The organism is Streptomyces noursei, from assembly GCF_016917755.1.
Classification (GTDB): domain Bacteria; phylum Actinomycetota; class Actinomycetes; order Streptomycetales; family Streptomycetaceae; genus Streptomyces; species Streptomyces yunnanensis.
The window spans coordinates 3,818,674-3,837,331 of the sequence record NZ_CP070326.1 but is presented as its reverse complement, the minus strand read 5'-3'; the positions used below and the strand labels follow the sequence as shown (position 1 = coordinate 3,837,331).

At 76.3% G+C, this 18,658-nt stretch carries 13 protein-coding genes; 2 read left to right on the top strand and 11 right to left on the bottom strand.

What is annotated here, in order from left to right; all coding sequences use genetic code 11:
• Positions 1-14: 14 nt before the first annotated feature.
• The 9 genes from JNO44_RS16940 to JNO44_RS16900 all read right to left on the bottom strand — a co-directional run bounded on the left by JNO44_RS16940 (position 15) and on the right by JNO44_RS16900 (position 14,663).
• Positions 15-3,485, bottom strand: coding sequence for an ABC transporter permease (locus JNO44_RS16940; RefSeq protein WP_205365019.1), 3,471 nt, complete (start codon positions 3,483-3,485; stop codon positions 15-17).
• 197 nt (positions 3,486-3,682) lie between these two features.
• Positions 3,683-4,087, bottom strand: a complete 405-nt coding sequence (locus tag JNO44_RS16935; protein ID WP_205365017.1) for a globin — start codon at positions 4,085-4,087, stop codon at positions 3,683-3,685.
• A gap of 121 nt (positions 4,088-4,208) precedes the next feature.
• Positions 4,209-5,777, bottom strand: coding sequence for an FHA domain-containing protein (locus JNO44_RS16930; protein ID WP_205365015.1), 1,569 nt, complete (start codon positions 5,775-5,777; stop codon positions 4,209-4,211).
• Between the two features lie 44 nt (positions 5,778-5,821).
• Positions 5,822-6,676, bottom strand: coding sequence for a hypothetical protein (locus tag JNO44_RS16925; RefSeq protein ID WP_205365013.1), 855 nt, complete (start codon positions 6,674-6,676; stop codon positions 5,822-5,824).
• A gap of 85 nt (positions 6,677-6,761) precedes the next feature.
• Entirely contained in the window at positions 6,762-8,138 is a 1,377-nt protein-coding gene (locus JNO44_RS16920) for a PP2C family protein-serine/threonine phosphatase (protein WP_205365011.1), read from the bottom strand.
• A 1-nt stretch (position 8,139) separates the two neighbouring features.
• Entirely contained in the window at positions 8,140-10,734 is a 2,595-nt protein-coding gene (locus JNO44_RS16915; protein WP_205365010.1) for a serine/threonine-protein kinase, read from the bottom strand.
• Positions 10,731-12,035, bottom strand: a complete 1,305-nt coding sequence (locus tag JNO44_RS16910) for a coiled-coil domain-containing protein (protein WP_205365009.1) — start codon at positions 12,033-12,035, stop codon at positions 10,731-10,733. The genes JNO44_RS16915 and JNO44_RS16910 overlap by 4 nt, the downstream gene beginning before the upstream one ends.
• A gap of 148 nt (positions 12,036-12,183) precedes the next feature.
• Entirely contained in the window at positions 12,184-13,191 is a 1,008-nt protein-coding gene (locus JNO44_RS16905) for a glutamate ABC transporter substrate-binding protein (RefSeq protein WP_205365008.1), read from the bottom strand.
• A gap of 14 nt (positions 13,192-13,205) precedes the next feature.
• On the bottom strand, positions 13,206-14,663 hold the full coding sequence (locus JNO44_RS16900) for a hypothetical protein (RefSeq protein WP_420882652.1): 1,458 nt from the start codon (positions 14,661-14,663) through the stop codon (positions 13,206-13,208).
• Positions 14,664-15,121: 458 nt separating this feature from the next.
• On the opposite strand from JNO44_RS16900, the gene JNO44_RS16895 reads away from it, so the two are divergent.
• Together JNO44_RS16895 and JNO44_RS16890 are read left to right on the top strand one after the other, a co-directional pair.
• A complete protein-coding gene (locus JNO44_RS16895) occupies positions 15,122-15,814 on the top strand; it encodes a FadR/GntR family transcriptional regulator (protein ID WP_205365007.1) in 693 nt (230 codons plus the stop codon).
• Positions 15,815-16,073: 259 nt separating this feature from the next.
• Positions 16,074-16,379: a hypothetical protein gene (locus JNO44_RS16890; RefSeq protein WP_205365006.1), complete on the top strand. Its 306-nt coding sequence runs from the start codon at positions 16,074-16,076 to the stop codon at positions 16,377-16,379.
• Between the two features lie 6 nt (positions 16,380-16,385).
• Here JNO44_RS16890 and JNO44_RS16885 read toward each other — a convergent pair whose 3' ends face one another.
• Both JNO44_RS16885 and JNO44_RS16880 read right to left on the bottom strand, forming a co-directional pair.
• Entirely contained in the window at positions 16,386-17,378 is a 993-nt protein-coding gene (locus tag JNO44_RS16885) for an N-acetylglucosamine kinase (RefSeq protein ID WP_205365005.1), read from the bottom strand.
• Complete coding sequence (locus tag JNO44_RS16880) at positions 17,369-18,628, bottom strand: 6-phospho-beta-glucosidase (RefSeq protein ID WP_478219202.1); 1,260 nt, start codon at positions 18,626-18,628, stop codon at positions 17,369-17,371. Before JNO44_RS16880 ends, JNO44_RS16885 begins: the two co-directional genes overlap by 10 nt.
• Positions 18,629-18,658: the final 30 nt, after the last annotated feature.

Genomic DNA, 18,658 nt, shown 5'->3' with positions numbered 1-18,658 from the left:
TCTGCTCGGGCATCTCAGCGCTCCCCCTGGCCGCGCAGGGCCCGTACCGGGTCGCCGCGGCGCAGCCCGACGGCCGCGACGACCAGCAGTGGGACCGCCGCCACCGCCGCGAGCAGGCCGACGACCTGGCCGGCCGGCAGCTCCACCAGCACCGGCGGCACCGGGCGGCCCGCCTGCTGGGTCAGCACCACCAGCGGGACCACCGCCCGCGTCAGCACCGCCCCCAGGGCCGTGCCGACGGCCAGCGCCAGCACGATCAGGACGCCCTGCTCGGCGGCGATCATCCGGGCCAGTTGCGGACGGGGCGCGCCCAGGGCCCGCAGGACGGCGAACTCCCGGGCCCGTTCGCGGACCGAGCCGGCCGCGCCGACCGCGAAACCGGTCGCCGCCAGCGCCACCGCGACCGCCGCCGCGGCGGCCAGCGCGGTCTGCGGGCCGCGGCCCAGCGGGTCGTCGTGCAGCTCCCGGGCGATCTCGTCGCGGACCAGCACCTGGCCGGGTTCGAGGTCGGGGCGGGCCCGCAGCGCCGCGACCACCGTCGCGGTGGCGCCGGGCCGGGGGCGCAGCCACCACTCGGCGGCGTCCAGCGGGCCGGCGCCCAGATCGGACAGCGCCTCGTTGACCGCGCCGAAGTCGACCAGCAGCCCGCCGGAGCCGACCGGTTCGTCCGCCGGGCCCGGCAGCGCGCGCACCGCCCGGACGATCCTGGCCTTCAGCGCCTGCCCGTTGACGGTGATGTCGACGACCGCGCCGACCCGGGAGCCGCTGGCGCGCAGGAACGCGTCGGTGGCGACGGCCGCCAGCGGCGGGCGCGCGGGGTGCGCGGCGGTGATCCGCACCGTGGTGACCGCGGCGCTCCACTCGTCCTGGCGGGCGCCGCTGTCGTAGGTCTGCGCCAGCAGCCCGCCGTCGGGCACCTCGGCGCGGCCGGCCCGGGGGCCGCCGGGGGTGCCGGCGGAGGCGCTCCGGTCGGTGATCCGGCCCGTCCAGGCCAGGCCCCGCGGGGCGGTGAGGCGGTGCGCGGCGCCGTCGGCGGTGACCGCCCGCGCGGCGTCCACGGTGAGCCGTTGGCGGTGCGGGACCGGCGGCTGGTCCACGACGAGGAGGAGGCCGGTCAGCCGCAGCGGTCCGGTCGGCCGGCCCGGCGGGGCGCCGCCCGCCGCGGCGAGGTGGGCGGTGCCGGTGTGCGGGTGGCCGTCGGCCGGGACGGCGCCGAGCGGGAGGGCGTGCGGGCTGCCGTGCGCGTCGGTGACGAGGACGGAGACGGTGGCGGGGACGGGGCCGGTGTCCGGTGAGGCGGGGCGGGGGCCGCTGCCGTCGGACGGGAGGTGCCGGGGCGCGGGCAGGGTCCGCAGCGAGGTCAGGGTGAGGGTGAGGTGCAACTGTGCGGTGTCCGCGGGGATTTCGATGCCCGGCGGGATGCCGGCCGGGGGTGCCGCCGCCCGCAGCAGGTCCGCCGTGGCGCGGCGGGCGGCCGGCCCGTCGGCGGGGCCGCCCAGCAGGTCGCCGCGGAGCCGCAGCGCTCCCACCGCCCGGCGGGTGTCCAGGGCCAGCAGCGAGCCGGCATGGCCGTCCGGCAGGTCCAGGGTGGAGTACCCGACGGGCAGCGCCGCGGCCACCCCGGGAACGGCCGCATAGCCGTCGCCCTGCCCCGACTGCGGTGTCCGACCGTCCAGTACGCGCACCGGGCCGGCCGCCCGGAAGTCCGCCTGGTCGTCCTGCGAGCGGTCCCACGAGGCACGCTGCCCGATCGCCAGCATGCCCAGCGCGGTGGCCAGCACCAGCAGCAGCACCGGCCCGGTGCCGCGCAGCTGGCGGCGGCTGATCTGCCAGCCGGCCAGTGCCGCGGCCAGTCCCCGGCCGCGGGCCGCGGCCCGTTCGGCGAGCCCGGCGGCCGGCGGCAGCAGGCGCAGCGTCAGCACCGTGCCGGCGAGCAGGGCCAGTGCCGGCGCGGCCACCAGCACCGGGTCGATGCCCAGCGTGCCGTCGCCGTCCTCGGTCAGCACCCCGCCGCCGTCGCCGGTCCGCCGCCACAACTGCCAGTACGCCACCCCGGCGACCACCAGGAGCCCCAGGTCGGCGCCGGCCCGGAGCGCGCGGGGCCGGGTCCGCCCCTGTACGGCAGGGTCGTCCGCGCCGGACCGCAGCACGGCCGGCGCGGCCACCGCGACGGCGCAGCCCCACGCCACCAGCGCCCCGGTCAGCCAGGTGGCGCCGGTGCGGGCGGCTTCCAGGGGCAGCTCGCACCGGACCGTCCCCAGGCTCCCGAGACCGTGGTGGCAGGGGAGACCCCAACCGCCGTCCGCCAGCAGCCGCAGCAGCGGGCCGGCCAGCAGCGGGGCGGCGACCGCGGCCGGCAGCGCCAGCAACAGCGCCTCGGCCAGGGCCAGTCCGGCGAGCCGCCGCCGGGAGGCGCCGCGGGCGCGCAACACGATCCGCTCGTCGGTCCGCTCGGCGCTCAGCAGTTGCCCCACCAGCAGCAGCGCGTACCCGGCCAGCAGCAGGAGCTGGAGCGCGACGATCAGCACGGTGGACCGGTTCACCAGCAGCGACCGCCGTAACTTCCCCAGTGTGTCCGGGAGTTCGGTGCCGGCGGTGGCCCGGCCGTGGAACGCCGGGTCGGCCGTCAGCGCCCGGGTGGCGGGGCGCGCGGCGGCGGCCAGTGCGGGCAGCCGGTCCGCGGTCAGGGTGCGGAAGTCGGCGGTGGCCAGCCAGGCCACCGAGTCCTGGGTCAGCGGCCCGCCGGCCCCGAACGCCCCCGGCCCGGTGAGCAGCGGCCCGTACGTGGTGAAGCCGAGGGTGCGCACCCCGCGGCCGCCGAGCTCGTCGAGCTTCCAGTACGGGTCGGTGCGGTCCTTGGGCCGGTAGACGCCGGTGACCTCGATGGTGAGGTGGGCGGGGCCGGACAACCGGTTGTCGAGGGTGAGGCGGCGGCCGGGACGGAGACCGAGCCCGGTGGCGGCGGCCTCCGGCAGCGCCACCGGGACCCGGCCGTGCACCGCCGCACCGGGCCAGCGGCCGGCGGTGAGCTCGATCCGGTCGCGGTCGAGGAGCGCGAGGTGGGTGAGGTCGGGCTCGTCGCCGCCCGTCGCGTCCGCCGTCCGCTCGGCGGCGCCCGTCGGTCGGTGGGTGCGGGGCAGCGCGTACGGGCCGGAGCGGGTCAGGGTGCGGACGGTGAACGGCAGTCCGGCGAAGGCCCGCCGGGCGCCCCGTTCGACGGCCCGGTCGGCGGACTGCCGCCCGGAGGCCGGGAGTTGGGCCTTGACCTGGAGGGCGGTGGCGGGTGCGATGGAGGTCTCCGCTGCTCGAACGGAGTCGAGAGCTTGGGGAACTCCCCTCAGGGCTTGTCGCAGCCCGGCGTCGCCGACCGCGTCGGAGAAGGCGGAGAGGGTGGCCAGCACGGTGGCGGTCAGCAGCACCGAGAGCAGGGCAGCGGCCAGCAGCGCGCGGTGTGCGCGTACCCGCAGCACGATGAAGCCGGACACGGATCCCCCCGGAGCGGCACGGGCCCCCGGCCGGGGTGCACCGGCGGCTCTCGACGCCCGAAAACGCGACGTATCCGAATGGGTGATCGGATGTCGTGGATGTTTTCAGAGAGCGGTGTGCCGGGTGGGCGGTTCACGGGTGGTCTTGACCGGATCGTGACAGGGACGCGGGGATTCCGGTCGGTGTGACCGTTCTCTCAGCCGGCGGTGTTGACCATCGACGCTGCCGCGTACGTGAGGTAGTTCCACAACTGCGTCCGGTGGTCCTCGGCCAGCCCGAGGGAGTCCACGGCGTCCCGCATGTGCCGCAGCCAGGCGTCGTGCGCGGCCCGGTCGACGGCGAACGGGGCGTGCCGCATCCGCAGCCGGGGGTGGCCGCGGTTCTCGCTGTAGGTGCGGGGGCCGCCCCAGTACTGCATGAGGAACAGGACGAGGCGCTCCTCGGCCGGCCCCAGATCCTCCTCCGGGTACATCGGCCGCAGCAGCGGGTCCTCGGCGACCCCCTCGTAGAAGCGGCGCACCAGGCGGCGGAAGGTGTCCTCGCCGCCGACCTGCTCGTAGAAGGTCTGCTCCTGAAGCGTGCTGTGCGGAATGTTGTTCACCGGTCCATGGTGGCAGACACCCCGACCGAGGACCGGGGGCTTAGGACGTCCGGAACCGAATGCGACTCCGGGGCGCGATCGGTCGATCACGCCCCGGAGTTGACGGGTCGGCGTCGTGCGGTCAGCCGCGGCGGACGGTCAGCGTCGTCCAGGCGCCGACGTGCACCCGGTCGCCCTCGTGGAGCGGCACCGGGACGTACGGCTGGATCGGCTCCTCGGCGAGGTTGACCGTCGTGCCGTTGGTGGAGTTCTGGTCCACCACCGCCCAGCTGCCGTCCTGCTGCTGGACGAGCAGGGCGTGCTGGTGCGAGACGCCCGGGTCCTCCGGGGTCCGGCCCAGGTCGACGTCCGGGGACTCACCGGTGCTGTTCCGGCGGCGGCCCACCGAGACCTGGCCGCCTGCGAGCGGCAGCACCTGCTCGGGGGAGTACGAGGGCAGGTTGAGCCCCGCCGCCTCCGGGCCGCTGCGGCTCATCATCGCCATGAAGTACTCGCGGTCCGGCGCGATGGCCACCACCCAGCCGTCGCCGATCACCGGCGGCGGGCCCTGCGGCGGCGCCATCGGAGCCGGGCCGGGGGCGCCGCCCCACTGGCCGTCGGGTCCCGGCTGGGGCTGCTGCGGCGGGAACGGGGCCGGCTGCTGCTGTTCGTACGGCGCGGGCTGCTGCTGTTCGTACGGTGCGGGCTGCTCGTACGGGGCCTGCGGGCCGGGTCCGGGCTGCGGGGGCGCCATCGGTGGGGCGGCGTGCGCCGCGTGCGGCTGGCTCGGCGGGGTCAACGTCCAGTCGTCGGCGCCCTGTTGCGGGGGCGGCGGCGGACCGGGCTGGCCGGCCGGGCCGGGGCCGGGCATGCCGGGGGGCGGGCCGGGCTGGCCCGGGAAGCCACCGGGGGCGGGCGCCCCGGGCGGCGGGCCCGGCTGCACGGGCGGCGGGGCCTGCGGCGGCGGGAAGCCGTAACCGCCCTGGCCGCCCTGGAGGCCGGGGCCGGGCATGGGGGCGCCGGGGCCGGGTGCCGGCGGGGGGAAGCCGTAGCCGCCCTGCGGCGGCTGGCCGCCGGGGCCGGGCGCGGGCGCACCGGGCGGCGGGGCGAACGACGCCGGCGAGTGGGTGAGGAAGTTGTACTGGCACTCCGCGCAGAACGGCGCCATGCCCTCGCGCGGCGTGCGGCACTGCGGGCAGAACTCCGTGGACTGCTCGGGGCCGGGCGCCGGAGCTGGGGCGACGGGCGGCGGGGTGCCCTGCGGCGGGGTGCCGGGGCCGGGCATGGGGGCGCCGGGGCCGGGTGCCGGCGGCGGGAAGCCGTAACCGCCCTGCGGCGGCTGGCCGGCCGGGCCGGGTGCGGGCGCACCGGGACCACCGGGGCCGGGCGCGGGCGGCGGGAAGCCGTAGCCCTCCGGGCCGCCCTGCATACCGGGGCCGGGTGCGGGCGCGGCGGGGCCGCCGAAGCCGGGCGGCGGGCCGGGCTGGCCGGGGGCGGGCATGCCGGGGGGCGGGCCGGGCTGGCCCGCCGGCGGCGGACCGGGCATGCCGGGCGGCGGACCCGCGGGACCGGTCGGCTCGGCGGGCGGCGGCGCGTTGAGGAATCCGGCGGGCAGAGAGGGTGGCGGGGGAACAGCACCCGCCATGCGCTGGCCGCACACCTCGCACCAGTCTTCGGCCGCCGACTGGTGGCCGCTCGGGCAGGTCGGCATGTCGGTTCTTCCCCCTCCGTACCGTTTCTTCCGGGTGGTACTGATCAGTGGTGATCGTGCTCGTTCATTGCGGTTTCTGCGGGCGATGAGTGGGTGTCCGGCGCCGTTCGGGAGCTCTCCCGTTCGACCTCGGGCGCCTTCGCCGCCTGTCGCACAGTACCGGTCGCGGTATCGACGTCGCCCACCACCTTCGCAAGGAGTTTCGCAGTGTCCTCGCTCCCGGGGCCGCCGGCCAGCCGCGCCGCACGGCGCAGTTCGTGCACGGCGCGGGCGGCATCTCCCCACTTGGCCGCATCCAGTCCCCGCTGGATGAGTTGCGCCAGTTCGGACCGACCTGTGTGGTGTGCCACCTGTGGATCGATCCGTACCGCGGCGGCCGGATCGTCCGTCCACACGGCCCGGACCAGACCCTGCGCCACGACCCGCGGCGCGGCGCCGTCCGGTGCGGGCAGCAGCACGGAGAGCCGGGCGGCCAGCATCTCCCGGCCGAGCCCGGGGTCCGGGACGCGCAGGAAGAGGTGGTAGTCGCGGGACTCGTCGCCCCAGGGGCCGGTCGGGTAGTCGCCCGAGCGCGGCCCCGACGCGCTGCGCCGGCCGGTCAGGTCCTCGGGGGCGGGCGCCACTTGCCGCAGGAACCCCACCTCGGCGCCCAGCGGGGTCCGCACCCGCAGTACCACCCCGGTGTCCGGCCCGAGGGCGTCGGCCGGCCCGTGCTCCGGCCCGGCCGCCGCGGAGGCCCCCGCCTCCGGTCGCGGCACCGGGCGCCCACCGGTCGAACCGCCGCCGGTCGCGGTGACCGTGACGACGGCGTGCAACGCCTGCCCGCCCTCGGGGAGGCAGGGGTTGTGGTGCACCTCGGCGGTGAAGCGCGGCACCCGCGACTTGGCGAAGTTGGCCATGGGTTACGTCCGCTCCTTGCGGCTGCCGCCGGCCGCCGGCCGGGCCCGCCCCCCCGGGCGAACGACGGGACTGCATGGACAGGCCCTAGGCCGATCCTGCCCCTTCCGCGGGGGTGGGGAACCGCACCACCGCGACCGTTACGTTGTCGTGCCCGCCGCCGTCCAGCGCGTGGTCGACCAGCACCCGCGCGGCGTTCAGCGGCCGGACCGGCGCGTCCAGGGGCAGCACCGCGGCCATCGACCCGGCCGTCTCGGCGTAGTTCCACAGCCCGTCGGTGCACACCACGACCGTCCCTGGCCCGTCCGGCCGGAACGCCGCGACGTGCGGTTCGACCTCGTACGCGTCGGCGCCGAGCCAGCCGGTGATGGCGTGCGCCCGCTCGTCGGCGTTGGCCTCGTCCTGGGTCATGAGGTTGTTGGCGACCATCTGGGCGGCCCAGGAGTCGTCCTCGGTGAGCCGGACCGGCGGTGCGGTGCGGTCGTCGGGGATCCAGTACGCCCGGCTGTCGCCGACCCAGCCGATGGTCAGCAGCCCGCCGCCGACCAGCGCGCCGACGATCGTGCAGGCCGGGGCGTTCTGCTGGCGGAACTCGTCGTGCGCTATCGAGGGGTCGACGGCCAGCGCGTCGACCGCCGCCGAGGCCGCCAGCACCGCGTCGTGCATGGCCTGCTGCGGGTGCGTGCCGCGCGGCAGCGCCATCCGCAGCGCCCCGGTGGCCCGTTCGGCGGCGGCCTTGGAGGCGTCGTCCGGGCGGGTCGCCGAGGAGACCCCGTCGCAGACCACCGCGATCACCGCGGGCGCGCCGTCCGCCAGCACGGTGTCGCCCAGCGCGAAGAAGTCCTCGTTGCGGTGGTGCCGGTGACCGCGGTCGCTGACCGCAGCGACGCCCTGCAACTCCCGCTCCAGGTGGTCGCGTTGGCGCTCGGGCAGGTCCTCCGAGGCAGTTCCGGTTTCCCCCGCGGCGGGCGCCGGACCCGGCTCCGCGGCCCCTTCGTCGGTCGTTCCGCTTGATGGCTCGGCGGCCTCTCCGGGCGCCGGCGCGTCCGCCGTCCCGGCGTCCGTCGCGGTGCCCGCCGCCGGCTCCGCTTCGGCTCCCGCCGGGGCCTCTTCCCGGGCCGTCGCCAAAACCTCCGCTTCGGCCCGCGACCCGGCGCCGGCGGCGGCGTCGGCGACCGCCTCGTAGCCGACCACCCGCGGGTCGGCGGGCCGGTCGCCGGCAGCGGGCGCGGTCGGCGCCGTCGCGTCCCCGATCGGGAGGCGGGTCGTGGGGTCGGGCGGCGGCGGACCCACCTGCGCCGCCGGCCCCGCGGCGAACGCCGCCGCCGGTGGTGCCCCGTATCCCGCCGGCCTGCCGAAACCGCCCGACGTCAGGGGATCGGCGCCGCACCGCCCGCAGTAGTTGTCCCCCGCGTCGAGCGGCTCACCGCAGCTCCGGCAGCGGGACGGCCCAGTCACACCCATGTCACACCCATGTCCTGGGGCGGAAGCGGTTGGCCCGCTCCACCAGCTCGATCCTTTCCTCGCCACGCTGCGCCAGCCGTGCCAACAGACGGTACGACCGCTCCAGCCCGAACCGCAGCCCGCGCTCGTCCAGCGGACTGCCGAGGAGCGCCGGCCCGGCGGCACCGTCCGGCGCCCCGTCACCCGGGGCACCGGCCCCGGGCCCGTCGCCGTGGCTCCCGGAGAGTACCCAGTCCAGGGCACTGCCCAGTACTTCGGTGGCGAGGACTTCCCGGCGCCGGTCGTCCAGACCGAAGTCGGCCAGCGCCTCGACCTGTTGGGCCGCGGCCCGCAGATCCGGCAGCAGCGGCTCCCGGGGCGAGCGCTGCCGCAGCCGGGCCCGGACCGCCGCGATCCGCGCCGCCGTGTAGTGGATGGACGCCTCCGGGACGGACTCCAGGGCCGTCACCGCACCCGCCCGGTCACCGGCCGCCAGCCGCACCCGGGCCAGCCCGAACGCGGCACTCACATAGCTCCGGTCTGTCGCCCATACGAGGCGGTAGTACTCCGCCGCGTTGTCCAACTGCCCCAGCAACTCGGCGCTGATGCCCAGCGCCAGCTTCGGCGCCGGCTCGCCGGGGAAGGCGTCGTAGACCGCGTCGAAGGCCAGCGCGGCGCCCTCCCGGTCGCCGGTCGCCAGCGCCGCCAGCCCCCGGTGCCACACCACCCGCCAGTCCCCGGACCCGTACGCGTCCGGTTGCCCGTCGGCGCCCCACGGGTCCTCGTCCCACCGCGCCGGGGAACCCGGCCCGTCGCCCTCGAAGGCCACCGCGTCCCCGCCCAGCTCCAGTTGGGCGCGCAGGGTCCGCAGCCGGACCTCCGGCGAGTCGGTGGGCGCCGCCCGCAGCGCGGCCAGCAGCTCCGCCGGGGTCGCGGCGTGCAGACCGGCCAGGAAACCGGCATGGGGGTCGTCCGGATCCGCCCGCGGCACCGGCAGCGCCAGCGCCGCCCCGGCCACGTCCAGGGGCCGCAGCTCCGGGCCGCCGCCCACCCGCGCCGGCTCGCGCGCGACCCGCCCGGCGCGCCGCCGACCGGGCCGCCGGCCGCCCAGCAGCGAACTGTCGCCGGCCGGCGGCGGCACCGGCTCGGTGCCCACCACCCGCAGCTCCGGCCCGAACAGGGTGGACAGCGCCGGCCGCGGCTCGCCCGTCCGCAGCGCCACCACCTCCCGCAGCACCCCCGTCAGCTGCTCGGCCATCTCCTCCGCGGAACCGAAACGCCGGCCCGGATCCGGATCGGTGGCCCGCACCAGCAGCCGGTAGAAGGACTCGTGCGCGCGAAACACCTCGATGTGGTCCGGGTCCGGCAGGGAGTCCGCGAAGACATTGGTGTAGCCCTGGAAGTCGAAGGTGAGGACGGCGAGGGTGCGGGCGACGGTGTACAGGTCGGAGGCGACCGACGGGCCCACCTCGCCGACCTCGGGCGCCTGATAGCCGATCGTGCCGTAGATGGGGCTCTCGTGGTCGTCCGCCCGCCGCACCGCGCCCAGGTCGATCAGCTTGAGCCGGTCGTGCTGCTGGAGGGCGTTGTCGACCTTGAAGTCGCAGTAGAGCAACTGCCGGCTGTGCAGATGGCCCAGCGCCTCCAGCGCCTCGATGCCGTACGCGCACGCCTGCTCCACCGGCATCGGATCGCGGCGCCCCTTCGAGGTGCGCCGCTCGTTGGCGAGGTCCTTCAGGGAGATGCCGTCCACGTACTCCATGACGATGTAGCCGTCCCGGCTGCCCGTCGTGCGGTCCAGATGCTCCACGAAGTTGTAGATCCGCACGATGTTGGGGTGCTCGATCGCGGCGAGGAACCGCCGCTCGGACACCGCCGCCGCCAGCGCCTCCTCGTCACCGGTGTCCAGCAGGCCCTTGAGCACCACCCACCGGTCGTCGACCGCCCGGTCCCGCGCCAGATAGATCCAGCCCAGCCCGCCGTGGGCCAGACACCCCACGACCTCGTACTGGCCGTGCACCAGCTCCCCGGACCGCAACTTCGGTACGAAGCTGTACGGATGGCCGCACTTGGTGCAGAAGCCCTCCGCCGTGCCCGGCCGGCCGTCCCGGCCCCGCCCCACCGGCGCCCCGCACTCGCCCCGGCTGCAGAACCGCTTCCGCTCCGGCACCTCCGGATGCGCCAGCACCGCCGCCCGCGGATCGCGCCGCGGCACCTGCTCCACCGCCACCAGCCCGGCGCCCAACCGCCCCCGCGACGCCCCGGAACCACCGCCCGACCCCGAGGCCGGGCGGCCACTGCCCCGCCCGCTGCCGCGCACCACCACCGGCGTCCGGGCGGCCGGCCCGCTCCCGGCCCCGCCGCCCGGCCGCTGCGCGGGGACATGCGTCCCGACCGTCCGCCGCCCGCGGGCACCGCTCGGCGGCGGCGCGGCGACCGTCGCCCCACCGGCCTCCACCCGCTGCGTCAACACCGTCGCGGTCGCCGACAGCAGCCCCTCGGCGGACACCACCGGCGCCAGCCCGCACACCTCGCAGTACAGCTCCCCGTCGCCGACGTCTTCGTAGCGCCCGGCACACTCCCGACGCTGACACCGCCCCCCGTCGCGCTCCGTCACGGCTCCCCCCTGCCGTCCCGCGGCTCCGGAGCCACGGCCTCCGCCGCCGCCTCCTGATAGCGCCACACCGCCTGCTCCGCCGCCCGCAGATCGCACGGCGCGCTCCACAACATCCGCCGCGCGACGTCGTACCGCTCCATCAGCAGCGGATCCCCCGCCAGACCGTGCCGCGCCAACCGCGCCCGGTACGCGTCCAACCGGCCGCGCAGCTCGGCCCGCACCGCCAGCGGCGCGGTCACCGCCGTCAACGACTCGCGGGCCCTCTGGAGTTCGTCCTCCGCCCGCTCCTCCAGGCTGTCCAGCAGCGGCGACAACCGGTGCCACTGCGCCCGCCGGCGGTACTCGGCGGCCGCCGCCAACTGCTCGTGCAGCACCGTCGACGGGCCACTGACCGCCGGCACCTCCGACGCGGCGATCTTCGCCAGCACCTCCCCGCGCGCCTGCCGCGCCTCGGTCAACGTACGGTCCGCCCGCGACAGCACGTCACGCAGCAGCATCAACCGCCGCTCCGCGTCCTGCCGCACGTCCAGCACCGCCGCCACCTCACGCCGGATGTCCTCCAACGCACGCGCCGCCCGGTCATAACGGGCGGTGTCCGGACGGCCCCCGCCCGGCGCCGCGCTCCCCGCCCCCGACGACACCCAGAACGCCAGCGGATCCGCGATCACCCGCGCCCGCAACCGCGTCAACTCCTCGGTGATCCGGTCCAGATCGTCACCCGCCGGATGCTCCCCCGGACGTACCCCCACCGAATGCGCCAGCGACCGCGTCCGCTGCAACTCCTCCGCCAGCAGGTCTATCCGGGCCGGCAGCGCCGACCACACCGCGTCCGCCGCCACGATGACGTCCAACGACCGCGCGTACAGCCCGTTCAACCGGCCGACCAGCTCCTCCAGGCCGATCCTTCCGCCGGCTCTCGGCTCGTCGCCCGCCGCGGCCGGCACCGTCACCGCACCGTCGCGCAACAGCGCCGACAGCTCCGCCAGATCCTCCGCGGACAGCCAGCGCCGCCGCCCCCGCAGCTCCCGCGCGGCCGTCAGCACCTCCGTATAGGCGTCGAACAACGCCCACAGCACCGCAAGGGACCGCTCCGTCTCGGCCCAGCGCTCCTTGGTGACGCCCGACAGCTCGGCGCCCTCCAGGAGCCGACGGCCGGCGTGGTCCTGCAACGCGAGCAGCGACGTCTCGATCGCCTCGTACTCGGCGCCGAGCCGCGCCAGCGCGCGGTCCACCTCCTCCCGGTCCAGCGCCGGGGCATCGGGCCTCCCCGCCGAGCCGGGGAAGGGTCCAGGGACCCCCATCGATCACCTCTCCAATACGCGTACCGTGCACCGCGGTTGGTGCTCGTGGCCTCGCTCGCCGCCCCTCCGGCTCCCTACCTCCGCTCCAGCCCCTCCATAGTGACCCCATCCGGCGCCCGGTGGGGCCCCGAGCGCCGCCGGACCACCCTCAGTCGCCGTACTGCGGCTCCGGCGGCCCCGATATGCCGGGCAGATCGGCCTGCAACCACTTCCGGTACGCCCGCATCCACGGGCTGTCCTCCCCGCCGCTGCGGTAGTCGTCCAGGACCTTGTTGACCCGGCGCACCAGATCCGGATCGTCCTTGTTCATCGCCACGCCGTACGACTCGTCGGTGAACGGCGCGCCCTTCAACTCCACCGTCGGGTCCTGCGCCGCCTGCGCCGCCGCCAGCGCACTGTCGGTGACCACCGCGTCCGCCTCGCCCAACTGGAGCCGCACCAGACAGTCCAGCTGATTCGGCGCGGTCAGCACCCGCGCGCCGTGGCTGCGCCGCGCCAGCTCCGTCTCGCCCGTCGAACCGGCCGCGGTGCACACCCGCTTGCCCCGCAACGAGTCGTCGAACGCCGTGATCGTCGACCGCTTCGGGGCCAGCACCTGCTGCCCCGCCTGGAAGTACGCCGTGGAGAACGCCACCTGCTCCTTGCGCGCGCAGTTGATCGTCATCGTCCGCACCACCATGTCCACCGTGCGCTGCCGGACCGCGGGGATCCGCTGATTGGTCGGCACCGCCTGGAAGACGACCTTGGCGTCCGGCCCCAGGATGTCCTTGGCGATCGCCCGCGCCAGATCGATGTCGAAACCCTCCAGCCGGCCGGTGTCCCGGTCGCGGTACCCCCACCGATAGGTGTTCTGGTCCACCCCGACGACCAGTTGGCCCTTCTTCTTGATCCGCTCCACCGCGGGCCCGTCGGCCGGCGACGGCCGCAGGCTCTCCGCCGCGCTGGCCGGCGTGCACCGCGCCGCGGCCGGCGACGCGGGCGCCGTGCCCGGCCCGTACGCCCGGTGCGTCGCCACCGGACGCGGGGCCTCCGGGCGCACGCCGTGGCCCAGCGCGGGCACCAGCACCGTCGCGGTCGCCGCCATCACGGCCATGCCCGCCGCCACCGGCGCCAGGACCGCCCGCAGATTCCGCAGCCCCCGCCCGCGCGTCCCCATTTCCCCTGACCCCCTCACCGATACTCCGACAGCCTGCGCCCGATGCCCAGCACCGCCGCCGCGGCGGCCAGCACCGCCAACACCGCCGCGCCCACCGCCAGCAGGCCGAACGCCGCCCGCCCGCCGTCCGCGGCCGACCGGAACCGCGCCTGCTCGTGGACCAGCGCCCGCCCCAGCCCGGTGTCGACCCGGTCGAACGACGCGCCCGTCGAACCGTCCCCGCCGATCACCTTCGCCAGCGCCCGGTCGTAGTCCCCCTTGTCGTCCGCCGACCGCGCGTCGGCGTGCCGCGCCCGCCACTGCCCGACGGCCGCCAGCGCCTCCCGCACCGGTCGGCGCCCCGCCTCGTCGCCCGCCAGTGCCAGCGCCGTCCCCAACTCCCCGGACACATCCGCCGATCCCCGGTCGCCCGGGCCGGCCAGATGCCCCATCTTCGCCTGGAAATCGACCTCGTAGAAGTCCTTCTGGTCCGCCGTCAACACCGCTCCGCGCGCCACCAGCGTCAGATTCTCGTCGGCGCGCGCCCGCAGCGCGTCGATCCGCGCCGTATTGAGCACCTGCAACGACCGTGCGCCGTGCGCATACGCATCGGACAGCCCGGCCCGCGCCACCGTGTGCGCCGCCACCAGCCACAGCAGCACCGCCACCGACGCCACCGTCGCCGCCAGCAGACCGCGGTTGAACACCCGGTGGGTGCGCCGGTAGTGCCGGCGCTGCGCCCAGCCCAGCGCCCCGATTGCGAGCGCCCCGGCGGCCAGCGCGAACCACGGCCACGCCGTGGCCCGCTCGTGGTCGGCGGTCAGCCGCTGCCGCTCCGCGTCGTACAACGCCTGGGCCGCCGGGAGGAGTTCCGTGCGCATCTGCCCGTTCGCGTACCGCAGATAGGCGCCGCCCAGCGGCAGCCCCTGCCGGTTGTTCGTCCGGGCCGTCTCGACCAGGCCCGTGTACCGCGGCAACAGGGCGTTCAGCCGGGCGATCTGGGTACCGGCCCGATCCGCCGCACCGCCCTCCGCGCCCGGCACCTGCGCGTTCGCCGCCGCCCTGACCAGCAGGCGGGACGCCATCGCGAGATCCGCCTCGTACCGCTCACGGGTCGCCGCGGACTCCGTGCCGCCCGCCAGGAACCCGCCGGCGGCGGTGGTGTCGGCGTCCGCCAGCGACCGGTAGACGCTCGCCGCGTCCGCGGTCAGCGGCTGGCTGCGCAGCACCACGTCGTCGGCGGCCCGCGACCGGTCCGTCACCTGCCAGACCGCGGTCGCCCCGAACACCACGACCAGCAGCGCCAGCACCGCCCCGATCGCGCGCAGCCGCCCCGGCTCGGTGGTGGCGGCGGCCCGCAGCTGGTCCAGGCCCTCGGCCCACGCGGTGCGCCGGCGTGCGGCGGGCGCGGCGGGGCCGCCGGCCGACCCGGGCCGGGCGGACGGCTCCGGGGAAACCGACGTCGCGGACGATGCGGACGATGGCGATGACACCGACGAACCACCCCCTGGGTCGCTGACTGCGGGCCTGCTCCGCGCCCGGCGCCCACCGGCACGGGGCGCACGGGCGTCAGTATGTCCGTGCCGCCCGACCAGCACACCGGACTTGGCCCGATCTTGTTCGGAACGCCAAACATCTCGCGGGGCGCCCACGGCCCCCGTTGGGAGCCGCCCGCCGCCCTGGTTCCCCGCCCGCCCGGCATCGACCCTCCGGGCCGGGCGGAGGGCGGCCGCCCCGCATTACCCTTACGAGCAGTCGCCGGACATCAGGCGACCGGGATCGGACGCTCCGCCACCGGCCGCCGCCCCGGGTGACTCGCGTCCGGCGGTCCCGCCCCAAGGGACCCGCACCGCATGCCGCCCGGCGACGCCCGCCCGGGACCCGTCCGCCTCCCGCGACGGCCCACGACGGGCCCAGGACGTCCGTCCCGCCGAGACAAGGGAGTGATCGAGTGCAGACCGTCCGCAAGGGCCGGGTGTCGCTCGTGGAGTCCGCGACCGACGAGATCCGCGGCCAGATCGTCAACGGCATCTGGCCCGTGGGCAGCCGCATCCCACCCGAGAGCGCCCTGTCCGAGACCCTCGGCGTCAGCCGCGCCTCGGTCCGCGAGGCCGTCCGCTCGCTCGTCCACTCCGGCCTCCTCGAACCCCGGCAGGGCAACGGCACGTTCGTGATCTCCGACGACGACAGCGCGGTCGCCCTCCGTCGCCGCCTGGAACGCGCCGAGCTGAGCCACGTCACCCAGGTCCGCCAGGGGCTGGACGTGGTCGCCGCCCGCCAGGCCGCCAAGTACCGCACCGACGCGCAGCTCGCCGGCATCGAGGCCGCCCTGGGCCGCCGCAAGGCCGCCCTGGCGGCCCACGACAGCGAGGCGTTCACCGCGGCCGACGCCGAGTTCCACATCCTCGTCGCCGAGGCCAGCGCCAACCCCGTGCTGGCCGACATCTACCGCTCGCTCAGCGCCGCCCTGCGCGAGGAACTCCGCCGCGCCGCCTGCCTGGACACCGCCGACGCCGCTCCCACCGACCCGCACTCCCGCCTCACCGACGCCATCCGCGCCCAGGACCCGCAGGCCGCCGTCGACGCCGCGGTGCTCCTCCTGGCGGGTCACGTCCGCGACCTGGCACTGCCGCTCGACGATTGATCGGCGGTCGGCGGTCGGCGGTCGGCGGTCGGCGGTCGGCGGTCGGTCGGCGGCGGGGAGCGGCGAGGCGGGGCCCTGCCGCCGCACGCGCGGTCGGACGGCGGGCCGCCGAACGCGCCACCGCCGAGGGGCGCGCAACTCGTCCCTGGCACCCCCTGCTTCACTCCCGCGCGCCGCTGACGACCTCGCCCTCCCCCAACTACGCTGAGTGACGAAAGGTTGGCCCTCCCGCCAACCTCCGAAGCAACGGAGGCACCTCATGCGTCGCATCAACCGGCTCCTGACCCCCCTCGCCAAGGCCGCCACCAGGACCTCGGCCGCCGCCACCCAGCCCGCCACGGCCAGCGGATTCCTCACCATCGGCAGCACGACCTACATCAACCCGACCGGCACCTATCCGCTCTTCCACGCCGCCGACGGCACCCCCACACCCATCATCAACGACACCGACCACCCCCTCACCATCATCACGGAAAGCGATCACTCCCCGCCCCCGGCAGACCTCATCCTGGCCCCCGGCGAACGCACCGAGACCCGCCGGGGCGACTGCGTACAGGTGGGGTGACAGGCCCTAGGCCCACTCCTCCCGCAGGCGTTCGTAGGCGCGTTGCGGCGGTGCCGGCGCCGTCCGGTCCAGGGCGGCAAGGGCCGCGCCGAGGACGGGGGGTGCGGTGATGACGTGGGGGACGGCCTTGGGGGCGTGTTCGGCGAGGAGGCGGACGACGTGATCGTGGAGGAGGGGGTGCCGGGCGGCGAGGACGCTGCCGCCGAGGATCACCGGGGTCGGTTCGGAGCGCAGGTCGAGGCGTTGCAGGGCCACCGAGGCCATCAGGGCGATCTCCTCCGCCTGGCGGGCCACGACGGAGCGGGCCACGGCGTCGCCGCCCGCCGCGACGTCGAAGAGCAGCGGGGCCAGTTCGTGTCGGCGGGCGTCGGGGATCCGGTGCAGGTGGAGGGCCTCGACGAGCTCCAGCATGGTGGCCAGGCCGAAGTGGGCCGGTAGCGCGCGGGCGAGTGCGGTCGGGGCGCCCCGACCGTCCTCGGCGCGGGCCGCGTGCCACAGGGCCTCGTCGGCGAGGAAGGAGCCGCCGCCCCAGTCGCCGGAGACCCGGCCGAGGGACGGGAAGCGGGCGGTGGCCCCGTCGTGGCCGAGGCCGACGCAGTTGATACCGGCGCCGCAGACCACGGCGACGCCTGACTGCTCGCCGCGGTCCGGGAGTCCGGCGCGGAGCAGGGCGAAGGTGTCGTTGTGGACGGAGACCGTCTTCGCCCAGCCGCGGGCGGCGATCTCGGCGGTCAGGCGGGTCACTTCGACGGGGAGGTCGGCGTTGGCGAGGAAGGCGGAGAGATGGCCGACCGGGCCGTCGTCGCCTGGTCCGGCCTGGGCCCGGGCCGCGGCGATCAGGGGCGCCAGCACGTCCACGGCGCGGGCGGCGCCCACCACGGGCGGCTGGAATCCGCCGCCGCGGGCCCGGCCGAGGACCCTGCCGTCCGTGGCCACCAGGACCACGTCGGTCTTGCTGTTGCCCGCGTCGATGGCGAGCGCCGTGCCGGTCAGGCCCACGTGAGGTGCTCCCGGTTGTGTGCGATCAGCTCGTCGGCGAGCCGGTCCGCGTAGTCGATCTGGCCGATGAGGGGGTGCGCGAGGAGCGCGGAGAAGACCCGGTCACGGCCGCCTTTGAGGGCGGCTTCCAGCGCCAGGTGCTCGTAGGCCGTGACGTTGGCGACGAGCCCGGCGAACAGGGGGGCGAGGGGGCGGAGGGGGAGGGGGGAGGCCCCCCGGGAGTCCACCGCCGCCGGTACCTCGATCACCGCGTCGTCCGGCAGGAACGGCAGCGTGCCGTGGTTGAGGGTGTTGACGATCTGGACGTCGCCGGCCGTTCCGCCGCCCAGCAGCGACGAGGTCAGGGCCACCGCCGCCTCGGAGTAGAAGGCGCCGCCGCGGCGGGAGAGGAGTTCGGGCTTCTCGGCCAGGTCGGGGTCGGCGTAGAGGTCGAGGAGTTGACGTTCGATGGCGGCGACCTCCGCGGCGCGGGAGGGCTTGGTGCGCAGCTCCTTCACCACCGCGTCGTGTTGGTAGTAGTAGCGCAGGTAGTAGGAGGGCACGACGCCCAGGTGGTCGAGGAGCGCGCGGGGCATGCGGACGTCGTCGGCGAGCGCGTCGCCGTGCCGGGCCAGGAGCGTTGGCAGGACGTCCGTGCCGTCGACGCGGACGGCGCGCTCCCAGGTGAGGTGGTTGAGGCCGATGTGCTCCAGCTCGACGCGTTCGGGGGCCACCCCGAGCAGCTTGGCGAACTTCCGCTGGAAGCCGATGGCCACGTTGCACAGCCCGACGGCCTTGTGCCCGTGGGAGAGCAGGGCCCGGGTGACGATGCCGACCGGGTTGGTGAAGTCCACGATCCAGGCGTCCGGGCAGCGGCGGCGGACCCGTTCGGCGATGTCCAGGACGACCGGGACGGTGCGCAGCGCCTTGGCCAGGCCGCCCGCGCCGGTGGTCTCCTGGCCGACGCAGCCGCACTCCAGCGGCCAGGTCTCGTCCTGGTTGCGGGCGGCCTGTCCACCGACCCGGAGCTGCAGGAGGACGGCGTCGGCGCCGTCGAGTCCGGCGTCGAGATCGGCGGTCCAGGTGATCCGGCCCGGGTGGCCCTGCCGGGCGAAGATCCGGCGGGCCAGCGCGCCGATCAGCTCCAGCCGTTCGGCGGCCGGGTCGATCAGGACGAGCTCGGCGACGGGGAGGGCGTCCCGCAACCGCGCGAAGCCGTCGATGAGTTCGGGGGTGTAGGTCGAGCCGCCGCCGACCACTGCGATCTTGATGCGGGGGTGCGGGGAGCGTTCCCCGGAAGT

Bases quoted from the DNA above. Each gene is read 5' to 3' on its own strand.
- JNO44_RS16890 (WP_205365006.1), top strand. From the start codon at position 16,074: ATGCGTCGCATCAACCGGCTCCTGACCCCCCTCGCCAAGGCCGCCACC.
- JNO44_RS16910 (WP_205365009.1), bottom strand. From the start codon at position 12,035: ATGGGGGTCCCTGGACCCTTCCCCGGCTCGGCGGGGAGGCCCGATGCC.
- JNO44_RS16925 (WP_205365013.1), bottom strand. From the start codon at position 6,676: ATGGCCAACTTCGCCAAGTCGCGGGTGCCGCGCTTCACCGCCGAGGTG.
- JNO44_RS16930 (WP_205365015.1), bottom strand. From the start codon at position 5,777: ATGCCGACCTGCCCGAGCGGCCACCAGTCGGCGGCCGAAGACTGGTGC.
- JNO44_RS16905 (WP_205365008.1), bottom strand. From the start codon at position 13,191: ATGGGGACGCGCGGGCGGGGGCTGCGGAATCTGCGGGCGGTCCTGGCG.
- JNO44_RS16920 (WP_205365011.1), bottom strand. From the start codon at position 8,138: ATGGGTGTGACTGGGCCGTCCCGCTGCCGGAGCTGCGGTGAGCCGCTC.